This is a genomic window from Liquorilactobacillus mali KCTC 3596 = DSM 20444, from assembly GCF_000260415.1.
GTDB classification, from domain to species: domain Bacteria; phylum Bacillota; class Bacilli; order Lactobacillales; family Lactobacillaceae; genus Liquorilactobacillus; species Liquorilactobacillus mali.
The window spans coordinates 1-18,942 of record NZ_BACP01000004.1 but is presented as its reverse complement, the minus strand read 5'-3'; the positions used below and the strand labels follow the sequence as shown (position 1 = coordinate 18,942).

The window sequence follows — 18,942 nt, the reverse complement described above, 5'->3', positions numbered from 1 at the left end:
GATTTGCAATGGTCTGCTGGAAAAGTTTTCAATTGAAGAGTTTGGTGTTTCGTATGAATATTTTTTAAATAGTGATTAATTGGGGGATTAGTTATGGAAGAAGAGAAAGAACCTAAATTTTGGAAAGGCGACCCAGCAGGAGGCATTGCTACTGGATTGCTCTCAGGTTTAGTTGTTGGAATTATTAATATTTTATTTCTCCACTGGTGGCATATAGGAATCATTGTTTTTTTAGTTGTTTGGTTATTCCAGGGCACTCACCCTATTTTTAGGGAAAAAGCTGAAAAGCGTGTAAAAGAAGATGCCAAGTATAAAGAAGCTGAGAAATTTGTCCATAACTTACCAGACAATACAAAGAATAACTCTTCAAATGATCCAAAACCTGTTCAACAAATTGTCGTTCAAAAAACTGAGAAGAAAAAATATAACCGCCATGCTCCTAAGTGTCCAAAATGCAAATCTCATAATATTCAAGTGATTGATAATAAACGCAAAGCATTTTCTCTTGGTAAGGCTGCTGTTGGTGGTGCTTTATATGGAATTGGTGGTACTATCGCTGGATTCGCAGGTAAACGAGGAAAGAAATACGAAGCCATATGTATAGACTGTGGAAGAAAATTCACCATAAAGCTTTAGTTCCATAGTCCAAAAACTGACGACTATAAAAGCTGAATTTTTAGGGGGAGTTACATATGAAAACTACGAAACTTGTTTTTGGTATTTTAATGATTGTTCTTTCTGTTTTTATCGGTTTACAATCAATGGTTACTGGATTAGGAAACTCTTTAGAAAGTAATAATCAACATGGTGGTTCTGCTGGAATACTAGTAGGTATTTTGTACCTTGTCGCTGGAATAGTTTACCTTGCCACCAAATCAGCTAAAAAGCTAGGTGCAGATATTGCTAATTTTATTCTTTTAGCTTTAGCATGGTTACTGGGAGTTTCAAACGCTGGAAGTTATGGTGACTTGACAGTTTGGGGTTGGCTAGCACTTATTATTGGGGCTTTATTCTTAGTTTGGCATATATTGTCTAACAAAAAAGCAAAAAATGTAGTTTCAAAATAGCATTTTCTTGGGGGAAATTATAATGTCTAAAAAAATTCAAGATGAAGAAGGAAATACTTATGTTCAGGTAAAACCTTGGTATAAAAAGTGGTGGATTTGGGTATTAGCTGTTATAGTTCTGCTTTTTGCATTAGGACTTGCAGGGGGAAACAAAAAAGGGTCAAGTTCTTCTAACAGTAATAGCACATCTGAAGCATCAGGGCATCAAACTACTAATTCTGAAAAAAGTACTGAATCATCAACAACTTCTAAAAAAATAACAGTTGATTATCAGAGCTACAATTATTCAAAAGCAAAAACATACTCTACTAACTATACAGATACTTCTTGGAATGCTGCTACGATTTCCGTTTCCAAAGTTGTTCTTTACACACTTGACAGTCCAACAACTTATAAGTCGGCTAATGACGGAACATTTAAAGCTCAAGGCTTCGTAAGACTATATTTTTCAGTAAAAGCCAATCGTGATGTTTCTGTATATCCAACTCAAGGCACATATATATACAATGGATCCGAGCAACACGAAGCAGATAGTGGAGAAAGTTGGGACGGAGATATAAGTAACGGAGTAACAAAAACTGGCACAGTTACTGTTCCTATAAAAGATACATCGAGTCTAAAATCTATAAGAGCTAAAATTGATGGTAACTATGATACCAATGACTATGATGACGATAATTCAAGTCACACATTTGATTTCACATTAAATCTTTAATAACTGCCCTTTCGGGGGCTTTTATTTAACACACAAATCGAACATACGTTCGTATTTTAAAGCAGTTAATACACATTTCTTTATAATTATCCCCTGTTATCGCATAAATTCACAATATTTTGCGTACAAACCAAGCAAATTACTCAGAAAGGAGTTTGTTGGCCCATGGCCTCTTTTTCTAAATATAAAACTCAAAAAGGAACATTTTGGCGTTTCCAATTATTTTATACAGATCCAATTACAAAAAAACGAAAACGTGTAGGTCGAGGACAATTTTTAACAAAAACACAGGCAAAACTCGCTGCAGAATTATTTGAAAAAAAGATCCAGCAATCCTACAAAAAAAATGAAAGATATCCCTTCAAAGAAGTATATGAACTTTGGTTTGAAAACTATAAACTTACAACTAAAGAATCAACCTGGACTACTACCAAAAGAAATTTTGAAAATCATATTTTACCTATCTTTAAGGATATGGATATACCTGAAATAAGGACATTGGATTGCCAGAATGCTGTAAACTTTTGGTTTAAAAAACCGTTACATAATTACAAACGGTTTTTTAACGGTCTGAGCACTGTTTTGGAATATGCTGTTAGAATGGAAATCATAGATAAAAACCCGGCATCCGCTGTAATTGTACCTAAAGCGAAACAACAAGACATAAAGAAACGAGATACAAAAAAGGAATACTACACACGAGACGAATTAAAGATGTTCCTAGATAGTCTTCATGAGTTTGGATCCTTTCAGTCATATACTTTCTTTAGACTACTTGCATTTACTGGCATGCGTAAAGGTGAAGCATTGGCTCTTAATTGGTCAGACATTAACTTCTCGCAAAAGAAAATTAATATCAACAAAACACAGTCAAATGGTGATGGTAAATTAGTTATTCAGTCAACGAAAACAGAAGCCAGCGAACGCACTATATTCATGGATAATAAGACTACTGAAGTACTTAGAAAGTGGCATAAATTGCAAAAAGTGGATCTATTTCAATTAGGGTTTAATTCTAATTCTAAAAAGCAACTTGTATTTGCTTCGACGATAAACAAGATGCATAATCCCAACAAGCCTCGTGTTTGGATGACAAGAATCACTAAAGAGTATGATCTTAAACACATCCCTGTGCACGGTTTTAGGCACACTTATGCAACATTAGCGATTCAAGGTGGAATGCCCCCAAAACAGTTACAAGCGCAATTAGGACACAGGGATATACGCACAACTTTAGATATCTATACATCAGTTACAAAAGAGCAAAAACAAGACACTGCGGAAAGGTTTACCTCATTTGTGAATTTTTAAGAGTATCATATGCTCATGTGCACTCTATGCACACTAAAATTGTAAATAATGAAAATAATACGAAGATAAAAAATAAAAAAGCCTGTATATCAACATTTCTGAATGATATACAGGCTTCAATTATATAGGTATTGGGCATACTGGACTCGAACCAGTACATTGCGGATTCAGAGTCCGCTGCCTTACCAATTTGGCGAATGCCCAATGAATTAAAAATAACTATTTAATAGTAATACTTATTCATTTACTTGTCAATATATACATAATATCATTGAAGGACAAGGAAACTGGTTCTGCTTCCGCAAAATAAAAGTCCATCCTAATTAAATGATGGACACGTATTTTGCTTCAACATATCGCCCGTACGGGGATCGAACCCGTAACTCCGCCTTGAGAGGGCGACGTCTTAACCAATTTGACCAACGGGCAAAATACTCTTATTATTATACATTCATTTTGAGTAATGTCAACACTATTTTTTACCAAAAAATTGAAGATAGAAACAAAACATGAAGATGATTATGCAGTAACAGACACAGAAAATTATAACAATATCAAATATCTGACTATTGACGAATTGACGTGAAACCATGAAAAAAACCGTAGTTACGCTCCATTTCAATAATCTAATATACAATTTTCTCAAATCTGTATTCATTTTTTCCTAACCTCTTTTATAATCAACTGCTAAGTCAGGAACAGGTTCAAATGCGCGATTGTAGAATTGTACATGCAGCTTTTGCGCATCAACATCAATCAACGCATAAGTTCCGCCTATATGGCTATATTTCCCCCTTGGGAAACTAATACTGCCAGGGTTAAGGAATAAACAGCCATTGTTCATCTCTGCACCTAGGAGGTGAGTATGGCCGAATAGTGCAATCGTTGCTTTGTTTTCTTGTGCCAAGAGATTCAAACTATTCAATCCACTATTTACACCATATAGATGCCCGTGAGTCAGCAAAACAGTTTCTGAACCAACCTTGACAATTATTTTCTTTGCAAATCTAGGATCGTAATCACAATTTCCAATTACCACATGAAAATCATTGAACAACTCGTCATCCGGTTCAAGCTCTGAGTCACCACAATGAAACATTGCACTGACATGTCCCTTATACTTTTCCAGAAGTTTTACTAAGATATCACGATCTCCGTGACTATCACTAACTACTAGTATTTTTTCACCCATTATTCTTTAACCCACCAATCATCAAATTTTTCACTTAATTTCTTGATTGCTCGCCCGCGATGACTAACCTTATTTTTTTCGGCGGGTGTTAGTTCTGCGAAAGTCTTGTCAAGTTCGGGTAAATAAAATAACGGATCATACCCGAAACCATCATCACCCCGTATTTTTTTCAAAATTTTTCCTTTAACATCTCCATTAACTACAAGCGGATTCTTCCCGATACGAGTAACGACTAGTGAAGTATGAAATGTTGCAGTTCTTTTTTCATCAGGAACATCCCTCAACTTATCAAGTAACTTCTTGTTATTAGCATTGTCATCATGATCACCTGCATAACGTGCAGAATAGATGCCTGGCTCACCGCCAATGGCATCTACCATCAATCCAGAATCATCAGCTACTACAACTGTCTGCAGCACATCCGTCAGCGACTGTGCCTTAATCAAAGCATTCTCTTCAAAAGTTTGTCCATTTTCAATAATCTCTGGTACTTCTTTTAATCCATTTAGAGTCTCAACCTTGAAACCTTTTGGTTCAAAAAAAGCCCTGAATTCACGAGCTTTTCCTTCATTTTTTGTTGCAATCAATATTTTTTTCATAACGAACCCCACAATTAAATAATGTTGTTTTCTTCATTAATTATACAGATAAACCTTGTTAGTAGCAAAAATCTTCACTATTATTTAAATTTTAAATTAGTTACAACTTTCTTAGGTATTTCAATGTATAATTAGGTGATAGATTGAATTAAAGGAGAGTCGTCATGGATGTAAATAAGTATTTAGAACTGTCACAAAAAAAGGAGTTAGCAAATACTCTTGGTTATGAAGTAATACGTGACATCTTGGTTCCCGAACTAATTGGGGATAATCATAATATTCTTTATTGGGCAGGAAAGCGATTAGCACGTGAAATATACCTTGCTAAAGACGATGACTTGACGGTCTTCTTTATTAAAGCTGGTTGGGGAAATTTAAAACGAATTAAGAGTAATAAAAAGCAACAACTCTTTGAACTATCAGGTGATGCTGTTCAGTTGCGCAATGAAGTTAGCGAACAAGCTGATTTCTTATTAGAAGCCGGCTTTCTTGCAGAAACAATTCAACTGCAAAGCGGTTTCGTGTGTGAGGCTATTATCAAAGATATCAAAAAAAGGAACAGTGTTGTTTCGCTCTTAGTTCAATTAGATCCTGGTGATCCAATTGATATCGCATTGCTTCCTGAAAAAGAACCACTTCATTTTTCTGAATAATTTGCAATTAAGTTTTTATTATTTATAGAAAAACTGTTTTTCATTTTAAAAATCATTCCAAAAAAAGAGACTTTCGCAAAAACATTATTTTTGCAAAAATCTCTTTTTTACTTGGTAAAAAGAATCCTATTAAAATTAGTAATCCAAATTCTGCCATTTTTTTGTATAAAAATAATTATTCATTTTATATTGCGGCTTCGTCTGTTTCTTTGTCAAGAAAGGATTTACATATTGGTCGACAGCTAGCCATCCCCTCCATCCAAGATGAATTGTATCTTGCATAAAGTATGGTTTTGTCCCATCATTAGTCAAATTTGCAATATGTGTAAAACCTTGAGACTTCAATTGATACGTAATTTTATTATTAAAGTCTTGAATCATCGACATTGACAACCCAGTATAATTTGCCCACTTTTCATTAATTGGTGGAATAATAAACAGGACATTTATATGATGCTTTGCAAACTCGTTTAATACAAGCTGAAAATCTGAATATTCGACAGACTTGATATAACTAAAGTTTTTTTGTTCCCCCGCCAACTTTTTGTAAACCGGTTTTAATTTATGTTTCCAAAAATTATTATCAATATCCAATGAATTGTTGGTCGTATTTGCCTTGCCAAGTTCATATCCTATCTTATCAAGTTTAGCTTCGTTATAATCTTTAGGCAGTTCTTTTTCTCTTTTTTTAATCAACGCTTCTCGGTTGTTTAGCGAGATTGTTGAAAATAATTGATCTTCATGGTCTAATTCATTTTTCACTAAGTGCAGATATGTTTTTTGAAAATTAGTTAGCCGCTGACCAGCAGCAATTCTCAAGACACTATCATCAATTTCGTCCGTAGAATCTTTAGGATTCAGTGCCAATAATCTTTCAGCGGCATATCTATTCTCAGTTGTTGGTTTTGCCTTCAGTAACCAGCTCACGATTTCTGGACGAGGATAAAAATAATTAAATGCTGCAGCATCAATTCCCCCTTTAACAAACCATTGTGGCGAAACAATAAACACAGCTTTTTTATTATTTAATTCATTACCAAACCCTTGCATCTGCCAGAACTGAGTTATCGATTGTGTTCCTGCTGTCCCCAATAAAAAAGGACGATAACTGCGGTGATATTTTTGTGCCAGTACTGATGGATGAAGTGCATCTATTCTTGAAAGCTCTGATGATCCAAAAAAAGGAACGTAGTTTTCCCTAAAAGCTGCACGTTTAACAGCCATTCCCTTAAAAACCTGTGGCGACTGAGAAAGAGCAGCCTTTTGAATCGTACTCTGTGAGATTTTATCTGGCCTGAATGGGGAAAATAAGAAACCGAGAACAATTATGGCTGCACACACAACTGGGCCAAAAATCAAGAATAATCTTTTGAACACGCTCATGCTTTTAATGATTCAACTTTCGCGATAATCTTGTTAGGCGTCTCCCATTCACTGCGCTCAAATTCTGAGACTGGTACATCGACCCCACATTGTGCTTGCAATTCAAGTAACAATTGAACTGTCGCCATTGAATCAATCAGTCCTGTATCAAAGAGATTAAGATCGAGGTTAGTTGCAACCTCCTCACTTCCGGTCAAGTCTTGCAAAATTTCAATAATTTTTTCTTTCATTTAAAAAACTCCCCTTTTTATTTCATAATATGATGGAACATCATCGTGTTCAAGAAACCTGAGAAAATCAAGAAACTAAAACAGACTGTGTTGAATGTCAGAAAAATAGCAAAAGCTTTCGTAAAACGATTGCTTGGAATTTGTTGTCGGTGTTTCTTCTTAAAGCGCAACCACGCATCACAAACAATGATTGCACACGCATGAAACAGTCCATAAACGATATAGTACCAGGTTATTCCATGCCAGAATCCCATTATCAGAAATAATGTTAAGTAGCCTAGGTTCGCGATTGTTATGCGACTCTTTATTAATTTATTCTTCATTATGAAAAATACCAATCGCATATAAATGTAATCTCTAAACCAAAACGATAATGACATGTGCCATCTATTCCAAAACTCCTTAATGTTTGCCGCAGCAAATGGTCTGTTGAAGTTCATTGGAGTAACGATTCCCATGATATAACTTGTCCCAACTGCAAACAAACTATAGCCTGCAAAATCAAAAAACAGATCCATTGAATAGACATACATGTAAGCAACAAGCCACCAAGATATTCCCCCACGAGCCAGTGCATTCTGAGCAACCTGCGGCATCAAAAGTGTGCCAAAAAAGTACGCTATAAAGAATTTATAGAGGAAACCCAGAAAAATATACCAAACTCCCTTTTCAAGTAAATCCAAATATTTTTTGCGAGAAAGCTGGTTATTGTAATCCCCGACAAATCGACGATATCGGTCGATTGGTCCTGAAGAAATAGTTGGAAAGAATAGCAAAAATTGAATCGTTTGCCCCAATCTGAATTCCTTTATTGCCCCATCACGAATCTCCATAATCATTCCGACAATTTTGAAAGTAATATAACTAATTCCCAAAAAACCGATAATTGAGACTTGTCCGCCATAAATTGCAGGTGTAACTTTAACAATTATCAAGGGGATAATAGCTACAAAAACAGTCAAATAAAATATCCATGAGTTATTAGACTTTGCCCTGTAATTAAAATACAGCTTGATTAGAAATATTTCAAAAATAACATAGACAATCAAGGCAATTCCTTGATGCCACTTTATTCCTCCAAAGGATAACAATAGAAAACCAAAAGAAATAAGTGTCTGGTACCAATAAATCTTCTTTTCATATAGATTTGCAATAACTATTGGTAACAGCGTTAGTGCTATCAACATAAAATATGTTGGATTTTGATACGGCTGCATATTAATCATTAGCTATTGACCTCATTCAGAATCTTCTTACGATCAACCTTGCCATTATTGGTGAGTGGTAGTGACTCCACATAAACATATTTTTGTGGAATCATGTACGGCATCATCAAAGTCATTAATTCTTTTTTAATCACCTTTGTCAACGCAAATTCTGATTTATAATCATTTGGCTCTGGTACTACATAGGCCACAATCTGCGTAGCCTTATGATTTGCGTCATATTTAGTTGCACATGTAGCCTGCTTAACCAATGAAACTTGATTCAAGTGTTGATCGACTTCCTCAAGTTCGATCCTGAAACCGTGGAGCTTTACCTGAAAATCAATTCTGCCGTGATATAACAATTGACCCTGATTATCAACTTCGGCTAAATCACCAGTCCGGTAAGCATGTCTTCCTTTATAATTGATAAATGCTTGCCGTGTTTTTTCAGGATTATTCAAATAACCTATGGAAACACTTGGACCGATGATCAGCAGTTCACCTGATGTCCCGTTTGGTACTTCATGCAAATCCTCATCCACAATCAATAATTCAGTGTCTTCCTTAGCAACTCCAATTGGTAATCTTGGATAATCTGCAAGAATATTCTCGTCAATTAGAACTTGACTGACAGCAACTGTGGCCTCGGTCGGGCCATACGTATTATAAATACTTGCATTTGGAAAGCGCTCATTCAACTTCTTTGCTGCTTCATGTGTTAATTCTTCCCCACAAAATAAGAAGTGTGTTATTGTGGGATAATTATCTTCATTGAAATGCTTATCAAGCAAGCAAATATCCATGAATGAAGGTGTTGAGACCCAAATATTTAGTTTAAGTTTTGGTAGCAGTTCAAACAGATCTTTAAAGTTAGCAGTTACCTTCTTTGGTAATACTGTCAATTTTCCGCCTTGTGTTAATGCAGGATAAATAGACATCACTGATAGATCAAATGAGTATGCTGGCTGTGCCAAAAATGTCTTTCCAGCTGTAATTCCAAAATCGCTCTTCATCCAATTCAAAAAACTTTGTAGATTATTAGCACTTATTTGTACTCCCTTTGGTACACCAGTAGTCCCTGAAGTAAAGATCGTGTAGAAGATATCATCACCACTAACCTGATATTCAGTGGCATCAAACTCTCTTTCCTCCCCAGCAAAGACCTCTGCCAGTTCTTCGCCATCCAATATAGTGAGACCGTCTATTTTTACTGGTAGCTTTTCAACAGCAATACATGCAGCAGGTTTTGCTATTTCGGCAATTTGTATAATTCTTTCATTTGGCGATTCACAATCTAACGGTACATATGAGTGACCCGCTTTTACTATGGCTAAAAAAGAAACCAGCATCTCAAAAGTTTGTCCCCCAAATACCAAAATGGGTGCTTTTTTGGGTAATTCTAAATCTATTAATTTCTGAGCTAAAGAATCCGACATCTTTCTCAACTCTGAATATGTTCTCCTATCACCCAGATAATCATAAACAGTTGCACCTGGTATTATTTCGGACCATTTGTCGATTTGTTGAATAATATTCACGATTTAAACCATCCCCCTTTAAAACTCGTTATAAATAAAGTGCGGACCAGTCATGCCGCTATAACTAAATAAGTACACTAAGCCCATTATAATAACTGCATAAAAAACAGTTTTAAAAAGAAATTTTGTAACTTCGTTTTTAATCAGCATATTACTAAACTCTTTCAAACAAAATCCCCCCAAATCCCTTGATTATTAATAATTTTAGACTCATATAAAATTCACAATTAATTCGCAATTAATTCACATTTATATAACTACAATGATTACATTTCTTGTAAGTTGTTACAAGTGATTTTCGCATAAGATTTCTTAAAGAATTTGTAAAATCAGTTTAATTTTGTAATATTTCTGTAAAAAAATAAACTAATACCTGTCTAAAGTACAAAATGTTCACGCCTAGCTCCACAAAAAAGAAGCGGTACAAAAATGCAAACTTTGTCACGCTCCTTTTTTATTTTTTAGATACACTGTATCATGCCTACTAAACTTTATTTGTCTCGAAACTCGCCCTCAACAACATTGTCATCCGAATGATTACTGCCATCATCTTCTGGCATAACCACTGCTGCAATAATATAAATAACTATTCCAATAATCAATTGACCCGGAAAAATTATTAGAATTGCACCAATAATCCGCACGAGTGCTTTATCTAAATCTAAATATTCTGCAACCCCGCCTAGCACTCCTGAAAGCACCTTATCTTTTGACTTCATTAATTTCTTATTTTTCATCATTTATCCCCACCTTAATTTATTTCGTTATCTCCAGATTCATTCGTTAACTCGATTTGATTCACTAGATTAGTTTTTTCTGTCACTTGACTCCCAACATCTTTTCCAAATAAAGTATTATCTCCATCACTAGTACTCATCAAATATCCTATGTTACTGCTATTTGAGAGTGATATCGTATTATCGCCATCTCTATTAGTAACACTGAATTTGCCGGTTACACCAAGCTTTTTACCTTCAAAATCACCTTCAGTAAGTTTGACTTGTCCACCATTAACAGTTGAATTAAGAAGTTCAATATCACCGTATGAGTTAGTCATATTAGCATTGCTGAAACTACTCTCATGCGCGGTTAGGTCGCCATTTACTAATGAGAATGACCCCTCAGTAATCTTACTTTGTGCCCCTATCTCAATATCCCCATTTTCATTATATATCTTAAGGCTATCTGCAGTCATGTTTATGATACTAATATCACCATCAATACTTTTAACTTCTATTTTTTGAGTCTTAATATTTTGAATATCCATATCCCCTTCAGTGACGTTTGCGCTAATGTCTTGTAACGTAACTGTTTTGGGAATTGTAATTATCACTTTTTGACCACCTTCGTTTATGTTTGAAATACTAATGAGGTTATTCAAACTCTTTTTTTGCCGAATATTTAAACTTCCATTGGAAAGCGAAACACTTGGTTGAAATCCTTTAATCCCTTGATAGCTGACTTGATAATGTGAACCTCTAGTAATCACAATATCATCTGTGGTATCTTTAATATTTATTTTTTTAAAACTAACATTTTTCGATAAGACTTGCTTGCTTGCTACTTTTGTTAATACTTTGGGCTTCCAATCATCAATGTATAATGGGTTAGCACCTTTCTTCATATACCCATACCCAGTAAAGAGGATTCCAATCATCAAAATAAAAAATCCCGCAATTATTGTTTTCTTCATTTTTATTTGCCACCATCCTGTTTACTTCTGAATTTTTTGTACAAGTATCGTGCAAAATCAGCTATACATTGCAAGATAACACGACAGATCCAATAAGTAATCGGTAATAACACCAGCAAGAGTCCCAAAAACATCAGGAAAATGCCAATGTAAAAAAGTCCGGTATTTAGACTCTGAAACAGCAATGAAATACCAACATAAAGCGTAACGGCCATTCCAACGATCAAACCAGCAAATATGACAACAACCATAAGTATTACTGAGAGAATAATTGCTACTAATGCGATCAAAAGGCCTCCGCCAAGCCCAAGTGTCATTGGCGATGACAATATTACTAAAACTATCAACCAAATCATTTTTGAGTTTATACGTGCGGGTTTAACCTTTTCTTCATTTTCATCATCCATTCTAACTGAATGATCAGCCATTATCTTACGTGCCAACTGTTTTGGTGTTCCTAATCGTGTTTCAATTTCACTCCTTGTCGTAAGCCCCGCATCAGAAATAAATTCAGAATAAAAGTCCACTGCTGCTTCAACCTCATCTTTTGATAAACTACTTAACAGCTTACTCAATTCCTCCAGATACCTTTGACTATCCATTCATATTTCCTCCCTTTCCCCCAAAAAAGATTTGATCCAAACTTAACTTATAACTTTCCCACATCTTCTTAACATCCTGAAGATGCTCAATTCCCTTATCTGTAATTTGATAATAACGCCGATTTCTTCCCTGATAAGGTTGATCATAAGTCGTTAAAAAACCATCTTTTTGCAGGCGGCGTAGAACTGGATACATCGTTGATTCTGAAATAGCAATCGCAGCTTGCATATTTTGCGTTAATGCATAACCGTAATAATCCTTTTGGGCCAGTAATGCCAGAACCATTCCATCCAGCAAATCTGCTGATATTTTTATTTTCATAGTTTGACCTCCACTAGCTTTACATCTAACAATATTATATGACGTATAATATTGTTTATATAATTATTATATAAAAAAATACAAAAAGTCAAATGACTTCTTGCATTTCTTATTAACGTCTATTAAATATATTGTTCTAGCTTAGCCTGTAATCTTTCCTTTGGATGATAACCAACCAAAGTATCAACGACTTGACCATCTTTCTTAATCAATAGCGTAGGGATACTCATAATTCCAAATTCACTTGCTGTTGCCTGATTTTGATCAACATCAACCTTGGCGAAAGTTACTTTATCTCCCATTTCTTCCGCCAACTGTTCTACAACTGGTGACTGCATCCGACAAGGACCACACCATGTTGCCCAAAAATCGGTCAATGTAACACCTGTACTAGTTTCCTTTTCAAATGTTGAATCTGTTAATTCTTTAATCAATTAAACCGCCTCCTACTATCCTTTCGTAAGTAAATGATACCAGATTATACAAAAAAATCAATATTTCTGCTTTACTATTTAAAATATACCACAGTTGCACCATTTCCACCCGCGTTGGGTGCAGCAAATTTAAAACTCTTCACTGCTCGACTTTGCGACAGAAAATCAGTAATACCTTGTCTTAGTGCTCCAGTACCCTTACCATGGACAATTGTTACAGTTGAATAGCCTGCCAAAACGGCGGCATCTAAGTATCGATCGACTTTCACCAATGCCTCTTCGTAGCGTTCCCCCCGTAAATCCAAGGTCGGGGATACATGTGTTGCATTAGCTGATTTAACACTTGTTCTAATTGCCGTTCTCTTATTTTCTTCAACCTTGACTTTCTCCAAGTCACCCTCTGCGACCTTCATCTTGAGAATACCTAGCTGGACTTCCCATTCATGATTGCCAGCCTTTCGTAGCAATACGCCACGTTGTCCATATGATTTCACAAGTACGTCATCATCTGGCTTCAAGATTTGTTTCTCCTTTGCGCGACGCAAAACCCTATTCTTCTTTAAATTAGTAGGTTGCTCAAGTGCATTCAAACGCGCTTTCGCAGAGATCAGCTTATCTTCTTTGATAGTCGTTCCCGCATTCAGCCTCATTTTCCGTAATTCCGCGATAATTTTTTCAGACTTTTTGGCTGCTTGTTCGACAATTTCATTACCCTTTCTTCTTGCATTATCAAGCAAGTTCTCACGTTGATTTACAAATTCATCATATTTTTTTCCCAAGTCATCGTGAAGTTTCCGTGATTCTTCCAGATTTTTGTGTAATTCTATTGACTCTTCTTCAACCTGATGCCTTTTGGCAACCAAATCTTGGATCATGTCATTTAAATCTTGATTTTGTCCTGCAGTTAATTGTTTTGCCTGCATTATGATGACATCATCCAGCCCTAACTTCTTAGAAATATCTAATGCATTGCTGCGGCCCGGGATTCCTAATAACAAATGATAAGTCGGTTTCAAGCTTTCTATATCAAATTCCATGCTGGCATTGATGGTCTGTGGACGCTCATATCCATAGGCCTTAAGTTCTGGATAATGAGTTGTCGCCATTACATAACTACTCTTAGAACCAACATAATCAAGAATTGAAATCGCAAGTGCTGCACCCTCTTGTGGATCTGTACCGGCTCCCAATTCATCAAATAAAATCAGTGATTTATCATCAATTTCGGACAAAATTGAAACGATGTTAGTCATATGCGATGAAAAAGTACTTAGACTTTGTTCAATTGACTGTTCATCCCCAATATCCGCGAAAATATTGTCAAAAATTCCAATACGACTTTCTTCAAAGGCTGGTATAAAAAGACCCGCTTGTCCCATAAGCTGAACTAACCCGAGTGTTTTCAATGTAATTGTTTTCCCACCCGTGTTCGGCCCTGTGACGACAATTGCTCTGTAGTCATCGCCTAACATAATGTCGTTTCTCACTGCTGCTTTCATATCAAGCAATGGATGCCACACTTGCCGTAAATAAACCTTATTTTCAGTTGAAAGTAATGGTTCCGTTGCTTTAATTTGTGCAGCATACTGTGCCTTGGCATTTACAAAATCAAAAACACCCAAAAGATATACATTTTGGCGAATTTCTGTTGTATAAGGTGCAATCAATTGCGAAAGTTCCCGTAATATTCGTGCAACTTCTTCTTTTTCATTTGACTGCTGTTGTTTCAAACGATTATTCAATTCTACAATTTGTTTAGGTTCAACAAAAACCGTTTGACCTGAAGCACTTTGGTCATGCACGACACCGCCAAAGTGACTGCGATATTCCTGCTTAACTGGAATTACATATCTGTCATTTCTAATCGTAATAACTGCATCACTTAAATACTTGGATGAGTTGCCGTGAACCAGCACATTTAATTGATCTCTCAACTGACCCTCAATCGCTGCAATTGAACGTCTAATACCAGCCAGAGCAGTTGAAGCTTCATCTGTTACGTGACCATCGCCCTCAATTGAGGTTAATAAACGCTTATTGACTTCGGGCAAAACTTGTAAATCCGCAGCTAGTTCATCCAGCGAAGCTAATTCGATTGCCTCATCATCGAGTTTCACAAAAAATCTTCTAACTTCGTTTGTTGCACGCAAAACTTTACTGACGGCTGCTAATTCTTTACCATTTAAACTGGCATCAATGTCTAGTCGCTTTAATGACTGTGAAATATCCAGCAACTTGGGAACAGGAATTGCACCCTTCATTCTCAGAATATCTGCACCGTCTCTCGTTTGTGCAATTCGTTGTTTAATTTCTGCTATATCACTACTCGGTTCAAGTGTTGTTACTTGTTTCTCCCCCATTGGAGTACTTATAAAAGGCAATAGATTGTTTTTGACTTTTGCAAACTCTAGTGTCTTCAAAGTTTTACTGTTCACAAAACTTCCCCCTATACACTACTATCATTTTCCTGCAGCCAATCCTTTAGATTCTGTGACATTACAGGTGTCTTTTCCAAAATAAATTGAGCCACACCTGATTCGGAAACTGTCTCTCTAACACTTGTAGTTGGCCAGGACTGCATTACAATCAAAGCTGCAAACATAATCAAATAAGTTAATATAATTGAAACTGCTCCACCTGCTAAAGCATTAAGCTGTCCAATTACAGGAATCTTCTTCACCAAATTAAAGGTTCTGATTATTCGATAAATTACAAAACCACCTATGAGCATAATCAACCAATATGCTAACCCATAGTAAAAGGTTGAACTGCCACTTAGTGTTCCTTGATCTGCGCTCCACGTTGCAGAACTCTGATTGAAAGATTCTACCAATTGCTGCAGCCAACCACCGACTGTTCCTGCAAAACTATGCGCAATGAAAAACAATAATACTAATCCAACTAAATTCAGCAGCATTAATATTAATCCTCGGTGCATTCCATGGATGAAAGCAAAAAATAATATCACAATAAGGACTACAGATAATATCATCAAATCACCTACTTTCCTCTTGAGTCTAGCAACGCTTGCAACTTTTCAATCTCTTCTTCTTTATATAATTGATCTGAAACGGCATTAATTGCCAATAAAACAGCAGCACGTTCCTTACTTAGGCCTGGCATCAGCCTTTGAATCTCTTCGAATTGTTCTTCAACAAGGCTCACTACTGTATCCATATGTTCGTCTGTACTATTTCCGATAATAGTATAGTCATCACCGGCAATTTTTGCCCTAAACCGGCGCTTTTCATCAGACATTCTTATAACCCCTCCCATACTGGATTATCTGACGTTAATTTTAGCATACTATCGCTAAAAATCTGTGTCATTGTCAATTATCTTAGTAAAAAACAAAATCTTTATTGCGGTAATCTCTTAAAAAGCCAACATAGGTTAATAATTGAAGTTGATACTCAAACTTTTTACCAACTAATACCTCATTAATTTGAATAGTACAAGGCTAAAACATGGGGACTGAGTCAAAATATATCTTTCGACCCAGCCCCCAAGAATTCAACTAACAACATAATGTCAAAATAAATCTACATTGACTATTGCATATTTTCATCGTTCAAAAATGTATCGAGTACACCTTCAACCATATCCCACTCATCATCATTTTCAATATCATGTAACTCTGCATCGACAGCTTCCCCGTCTTCATTTGGATCAAATGAGAATGCCAAAATGTCAACTTGTTCCTCTGGCTGTGCCCCAGCAGGGATTAACAAGATATATGACTTGCCGTAATCATCCGACTCAAAGGTAAACAATACCTCGTACAATGTTTCATTTCCATGTTCATCAACTAAAGTCATTAAGTTGTCATTATCATTCATCATGTAATACCTCATATTCATAATTTTTATTAATTCTGTAGAAGAGGACCCTTTTTGTCTAAATAGTTTTGCAAAATCAGACCCGCTGCTAACTTATCAATTACTTTTTTCCTCTTCTTGCGCGATGTATCTGCTTGTTCAACTAACATTCTTTCTGCAGCGACAGTCGTAAGTCGCTCATCTTGAAAATCAATTGGTAATCCAAACGTTTCTTTGAGTAACTCACCGTATTTTTTCGATGCCTCAACTCTTGGTCCAGAAGTATTATTCATATTTTTTGGCAATCCTACCACAAAACCGCTGATTTCATATTGTTGAACCAGCTCTTTCACACGTTCAATTCCAAATTCTTCATTATCTTCATCTATAGGAATAATCTCAATTCCTTGCGCTGTCCATCCAAGCAAATCGCTGATTGCAATACCAACGGTCTTAGAACCAACGTCAAGTCCCATTAATCTCGTCACTTCTTGTCCTCCTTGTGCAGATAGGAACGAACTAATTCCTCAACAATCTCATCACGTTCATGTTTTCTAATCAGATTACGTGCATCATTAAGTCTTGGAATATATGCAGGATCCCCCGAAAGAAGATATCCTACTATTTGATTAATTGGATTATAACCCTTTTCTTCTAAAGCTTTGTATACAGTCACTAAAGTTTCATGTACATCCTTCTGGTGGTTATCACCAAAGTCAAAATACATTGTTTTATCTAACGAACTCATCGCAAGCACCTCCGCATGCATAACCTATTACCATTTTACTAAAGAAAAAAGATTGTCACAATCAAAACACGTGCTTGTAATGATACCGTAATATAATTGTCAAATTTTTAATTTTTACTAACATTCATCATCACAAGCTATTCTGTTTAACTTGAGTATAAAAAAGAGCTGGACCAAATATCAGTCTGGTCACAACTCTTTTTATTTTTATTACAATTCATATTAAATATTTAGCAACAATAAGTGTATCCACAATCCTAAAAATGAACTATTTATTTCAAAATTAGACTGCCTTATGGTTGTAAACTTTGGCCAGAAAGTCACCAAGTAACTGGACAATCAACACGATGATTAATACCAAAAAGGTAGCTACAAACGTAATATCATTTGCAAAGCGCCCATAACCGTAGGCAATTGCCATGTTACCAAGACCACCTGCGCCAACTGCACCAGCCATTGCAGTCAAACCAACTAAACTAATCATTGTTACAGTAGTAACTCGGATCAACTCTGAACGCGCCTCTCTCAGATAGACATCAAAGACTAAGTCCCAAAAAGTTGCCCCTATTGATTGTGCAGCTTCAATAATTCCGTGATCGACACTCTTCAAAGCAACCTGAACCTGGCGTGCGTAGAAAGGGAAAAGCCCTAATGATAGTGGTACCAGGGCACCAAGCGTACCAATTTGTGTCCCAACTAAAAAATTAGTAACAGGAGCTATAAAAGCCAACAGAATGATAAAGGGAATAGCTCTGAAGAAAGATACAATCTTATCAAATATTCCAAAAAACGTTTTATTTGGCAAAATTCCATCTGTATCTGTCAGAACCAATCCGATTCCAAAGAACAATCCTAGTAATCCACCAAAAATTGCTGGCCAAAAAATCATATAAAAGGTCTCGCCAATAGCTGTCAACCAACCTCCGTCACCACTCCAGCCTTGGGAAACAACGTTAGGAAAATACTTTGCAAATAGTTCAGCCATTCTTCTTCACATCCTGTTCTTTAACATCCTTAATAATAACTCCCTGCTCTTTCAAGTAAGCAATTGCTTTGACACGGCTTTCCTCTTTTCCTTTCAGAACAACGAAAAGCGTACCAATTGGAGTTTCGCGTAAAACTTCGATATTACTATAAATGATATTAGCCTCAACATTAAAGTCGCGATAAAGTTTAACCAGAATTGGCTCACTAACTTTTGAACCCATATAAATGAGCTGCACCAAATGCTCATCTTCTGCTAATTTTCCAAGTTCGTATTCCTGCAAAGTAGCAATTGCTTTTGCAGAACCGCCACCTAAGAATTCGCGCGTTAATTTTTCTTTGGCATTAGTGAAAATAGAAATCAAATCACCACGTTCGATAATTCGTCCATCTTCCATCACAGCTACCTTATTAGCAATTCGCTTAACAGCATCCATCTCATGGG

Annotated in this window: 25 protein-coding genes and 2 tRNA genes; 5 read left to right on the top strand and 22 right to left on the bottom strand. The window is 36.0% G+C overall.

All coding sequences use genetic code 11. The features are described 5' to 3' along the window. Positions 1–93: 93 nt before the first annotated feature. The 4 genes from GSM_RS01305 to GSM_RS01290 all read left to right on the top strand — a co-directional run bounded on the left by GSM_RS01305 (position 94) and on the right by GSM_RS01290 (position 3,093). Positions 94–636, top strand: coding sequence for an SLC41A family transporter (locus GSM_RS01305; RefSeq protein ID WP_003688175.1), 543 nt, complete (start codon positions 94–96; stop codon positions 634–636). A gap of 56 nt (positions 637–692) precedes the next feature. Beyond that, on the top strand, positions 693–1,067 hold the full coding sequence (locus GSM_RS01300; RefSeq protein WP_003688176.1) for a hypothetical protein: 375 nt from the start codon (positions 693–695) through the stop codon (positions 1,065–1,067). A 22-nt stretch (positions 1,068–1,089) separates the two neighbouring features. After that, positions 1,090–1,782, top strand: coding sequence for a hypothetical protein (locus GSM_RS01295; protein ID WP_003688179.1), 693 nt, complete (start codon positions 1,090–1,092; stop codon positions 1,780–1,782). 165 nt (positions 1,783–1,947) lie between these two features. Then, positions 1,948–3,093: a site-specific integrase gene (locus tag GSM_RS01290; RefSeq protein ID WP_003688181.1), complete on the top strand. Its 1,146-nt coding sequence runs from the start codon at positions 1,948–1,950 to the stop codon at positions 3,091–3,093. A 131-nt stretch (positions 3,094–3,224) separates the two neighbouring features. Here the strand turns inward: GSM_RS01290 and GSM_RS01285 are convergent. From GSM_RS01285 to GSM_RS01270, 4 genes are all read right to left on the bottom strand, one after another. Beyond that, positions 3,225–3,297: transfer RNA gene (locus tag GSM_RS01285), tRNA-Gln, on the bottom strand. A gap of 152 nt (positions 3,298–3,449) precedes the next feature. Then, positions 3,450–3,522 (bottom strand) — tRNA-Glu (locus GSM_RS01280). A 235-nt stretch (positions 3,523–3,757) separates the two neighbouring features. Beyond that, complete coding sequence (locus GSM_RS01275) at positions 3,758–4,285, bottom strand: metallophosphoesterase (protein WP_003688182.1); 528 nt, start codon at positions 4,283–4,285, stop codon at positions 3,758–3,760. Next, entirely contained in the window at positions 4,285–4,884 is a 600-nt protein-coding gene (locus GSM_RS01270) for an XTP/dITP diphosphatase (protein WP_010077691.1), read from the bottom strand. The genes GSM_RS01275 and GSM_RS01270 overlap by 1 nt, the downstream gene beginning before the upstream one ends. A gap of 164 nt (positions 4,885–5,048) precedes the next feature. Between GSM_RS01270 and GSM_RS01265 the strand changes: the two genes are divergently transcribed. Next, positions 5,049–5,537: a YslB family protein gene (locus GSM_RS01265; RefSeq protein ID WP_003688195.1), complete on the top strand. Its 489-nt coding sequence runs from the start codon at positions 5,049–5,051 to the stop codon at positions 5,535–5,537. 135 nt (positions 5,538–5,672) lie between these two features. Here the strand turns inward: GSM_RS01265 and dltD are convergent, their stop codons facing one another. The 18 genes from dltD to GSM_RS01175 all read right to left on the bottom strand — a co-directional run. After that, positions 5,673–6,920, bottom strand: a complete 1,248-nt coding sequence (dltD, locus tag GSM_RS01260; RefSeq protein WP_003688196.1) for a D-alanyl-lipoteichoic acid biosynthesis protein DltD — start codon at positions 6,918–6,920, stop codon at positions 5,673–5,675. Beyond that, a complete protein-coding gene (gene dltC / locus GSM_RS01255; protein ID WP_003688199.1) occupies positions 6,917–7,150 on the bottom strand; it encodes a D-alanine--poly(phosphoribitol) ligase subunit DltC in 234 nt (77 codons plus the stop codon). Before dltC ends, dltD begins: the two co-directional genes overlap by 4 nt. A 17-nt stretch (positions 7,151–7,167) precedes the next feature. Then, on the bottom strand, positions 7,168–8,376 hold the full coding sequence (gene dltB / locus GSM_RS01250) for a D-alanyl-lipoteichoic acid biosynthesis protein DltB (protein WP_003688200.1): 1,209 nt from the start codon (positions 8,374–8,376) through the stop codon (positions 7,168–7,170). Further along, complete coding sequence (gene dltA, locus GSM_RS01245) at positions 8,376–9,896, bottom strand: D-alanine--poly(phosphoribitol) ligase subunit DltA (protein ID WP_003688202.1); 1,521 nt, start codon at positions 9,894–9,896, stop codon at positions 8,376–8,378. Before dltA ends, dltB begins: the two co-directional genes overlap by 1 nt. A gap of 18 nt (positions 9,897–9,914) precedes the next feature. Further along, positions 9,915–10,064: a teichoic acid D-Ala incorporation-associated protein DltX gene (locus tag GSM_RS01240; RefSeq protein WP_003688204.1), complete on the bottom strand. Its 150-nt coding sequence runs from the start codon at positions 10,062–10,064 to the stop codon at positions 9,915–9,917. 323 nt (positions 10,065–10,387) lie between these two features. Further along, the gene (locus tag GSM_RS01235) at positions 10,388–10,633 is read right to left on the bottom strand and encodes a PspC domain-containing protein (protein WP_003688206.1); all 246 of its coding nucleotides are present in this window, start codon (positions 10,631–10,633) and stop codon (positions 10,388–10,390) included. A gap of 14 nt (positions 10,634–10,647) precedes the next feature. Continuing rightward, a complete protein-coding gene (locus tag GSM_RS01230; RefSeq protein WP_003688207.1) occupies positions 10,648–11,589 on the bottom strand; it encodes a DUF4097 family beta strand repeat-containing protein in 942 nt (313 codons plus the stop codon). A gap of 2 nt (positions 11,590–11,591) precedes the next feature. Further along, positions 11,592–12,191: a DUF1700 domain-containing protein gene (locus GSM_RS01225; protein ID WP_003688209.1), complete on the bottom strand. Its 600-nt coding sequence runs from the start codon at positions 12,189–12,191 to the stop codon at positions 11,592–11,594. Beyond that, entirely contained in the window at positions 12,184–12,513 is a 330-nt protein-coding gene (locus GSM_RS01220; protein WP_003688212.1) for a PadR family transcriptional regulator, read from the bottom strand. Before GSM_RS01220 ends, GSM_RS01225 begins: the two co-directional genes overlap by 8 nt. Positions 12,514–12,635: 122 nt before the next feature. Further along, the gene (trxA, locus tag GSM_RS01215) at positions 12,636–12,947 is read right to left on the bottom strand and encodes a thioredoxin (protein ID WP_003688214.1); all 312 of its coding nucleotides are present in this window, start codon (positions 12,945–12,947) and stop codon (positions 12,636–12,638) included. 74 nt (positions 12,948–13,021) lie between these two features. After that, a complete protein-coding gene (locus tag GSM_RS01210; RefSeq protein ID WP_003688216.1) occupies positions 13,022–15,382 on the bottom strand; it encodes an endonuclease MutS2 in 2,361 nt (786 codons plus the stop codon). Positions 15,383–15,393: 11 nt separating this feature from the next. After that, a complete protein-coding gene (locus GSM_RS01205; RefSeq protein WP_010077690.1) occupies positions 15,394–15,939 on the bottom strand; it encodes a CvpA family protein in 546 nt (181 codons plus the stop codon). An 8-nt stretch (positions 15,940–15,947) separates the two neighbouring features. Next, positions 15,948–16,205 carry a cell division protein ZapA gene (gene zapA / locus GSM_RS01200; RefSeq protein WP_003688220.1) on the bottom strand — a complete coding sequence of 86 codons (258 nt, stop codon included), beginning with the start codon at positions 16,203–16,205 and terminating at the stop codon, positions 15,948–15,950. Positions 16,206–16,498: 293 nt separating this feature from the next. Continuing rightward, entirely contained in the window at positions 16,499–16,786 is a 288-nt protein-coding gene (locus GSM_RS01195; RefSeq protein ID WP_003688223.1) for a DUF1292 domain-containing protein, read from the bottom strand. 29 nt (positions 16,787–16,815) lie between these two features. Next, positions 16,816–17,253: a Holliday junction resolvase RuvX gene (ruvX, locus tag GSM_RS01190; protein WP_003688224.1), complete on the bottom strand. Its 438-nt coding sequence runs from the start codon at positions 17,251–17,253 to the stop codon at positions 16,816–16,818. Beyond that, entirely contained in the window at positions 17,250–17,513 is a 264-nt protein-coding gene (locus GSM_RS01185) for an IreB family regulatory phosphoprotein (RefSeq protein ID WP_003688226.1), read from the bottom strand. The genes ruvX and GSM_RS01185 overlap by 4 nt, the downstream gene beginning before the upstream one ends. A 283-nt stretch (positions 17,514–17,796) precedes the next feature. Then, entirely contained in the window at positions 17,797–18,498 is a 702-nt protein-coding gene (locus tag GSM_RS01180) for a methionine ABC transporter permease (RefSeq protein WP_003688229.1), read from the bottom strand. Continuing rightward, positions 18,491–18,942 (bottom strand): NIL domain-containing protein (locus GSM_RS01175; protein ID WP_010077689.1); only part of this gene is annotated, 452 nt, incomplete at its 5' end. The genes GSM_RS01180 and GSM_RS01175, both read right to left, overlap by 8 nt.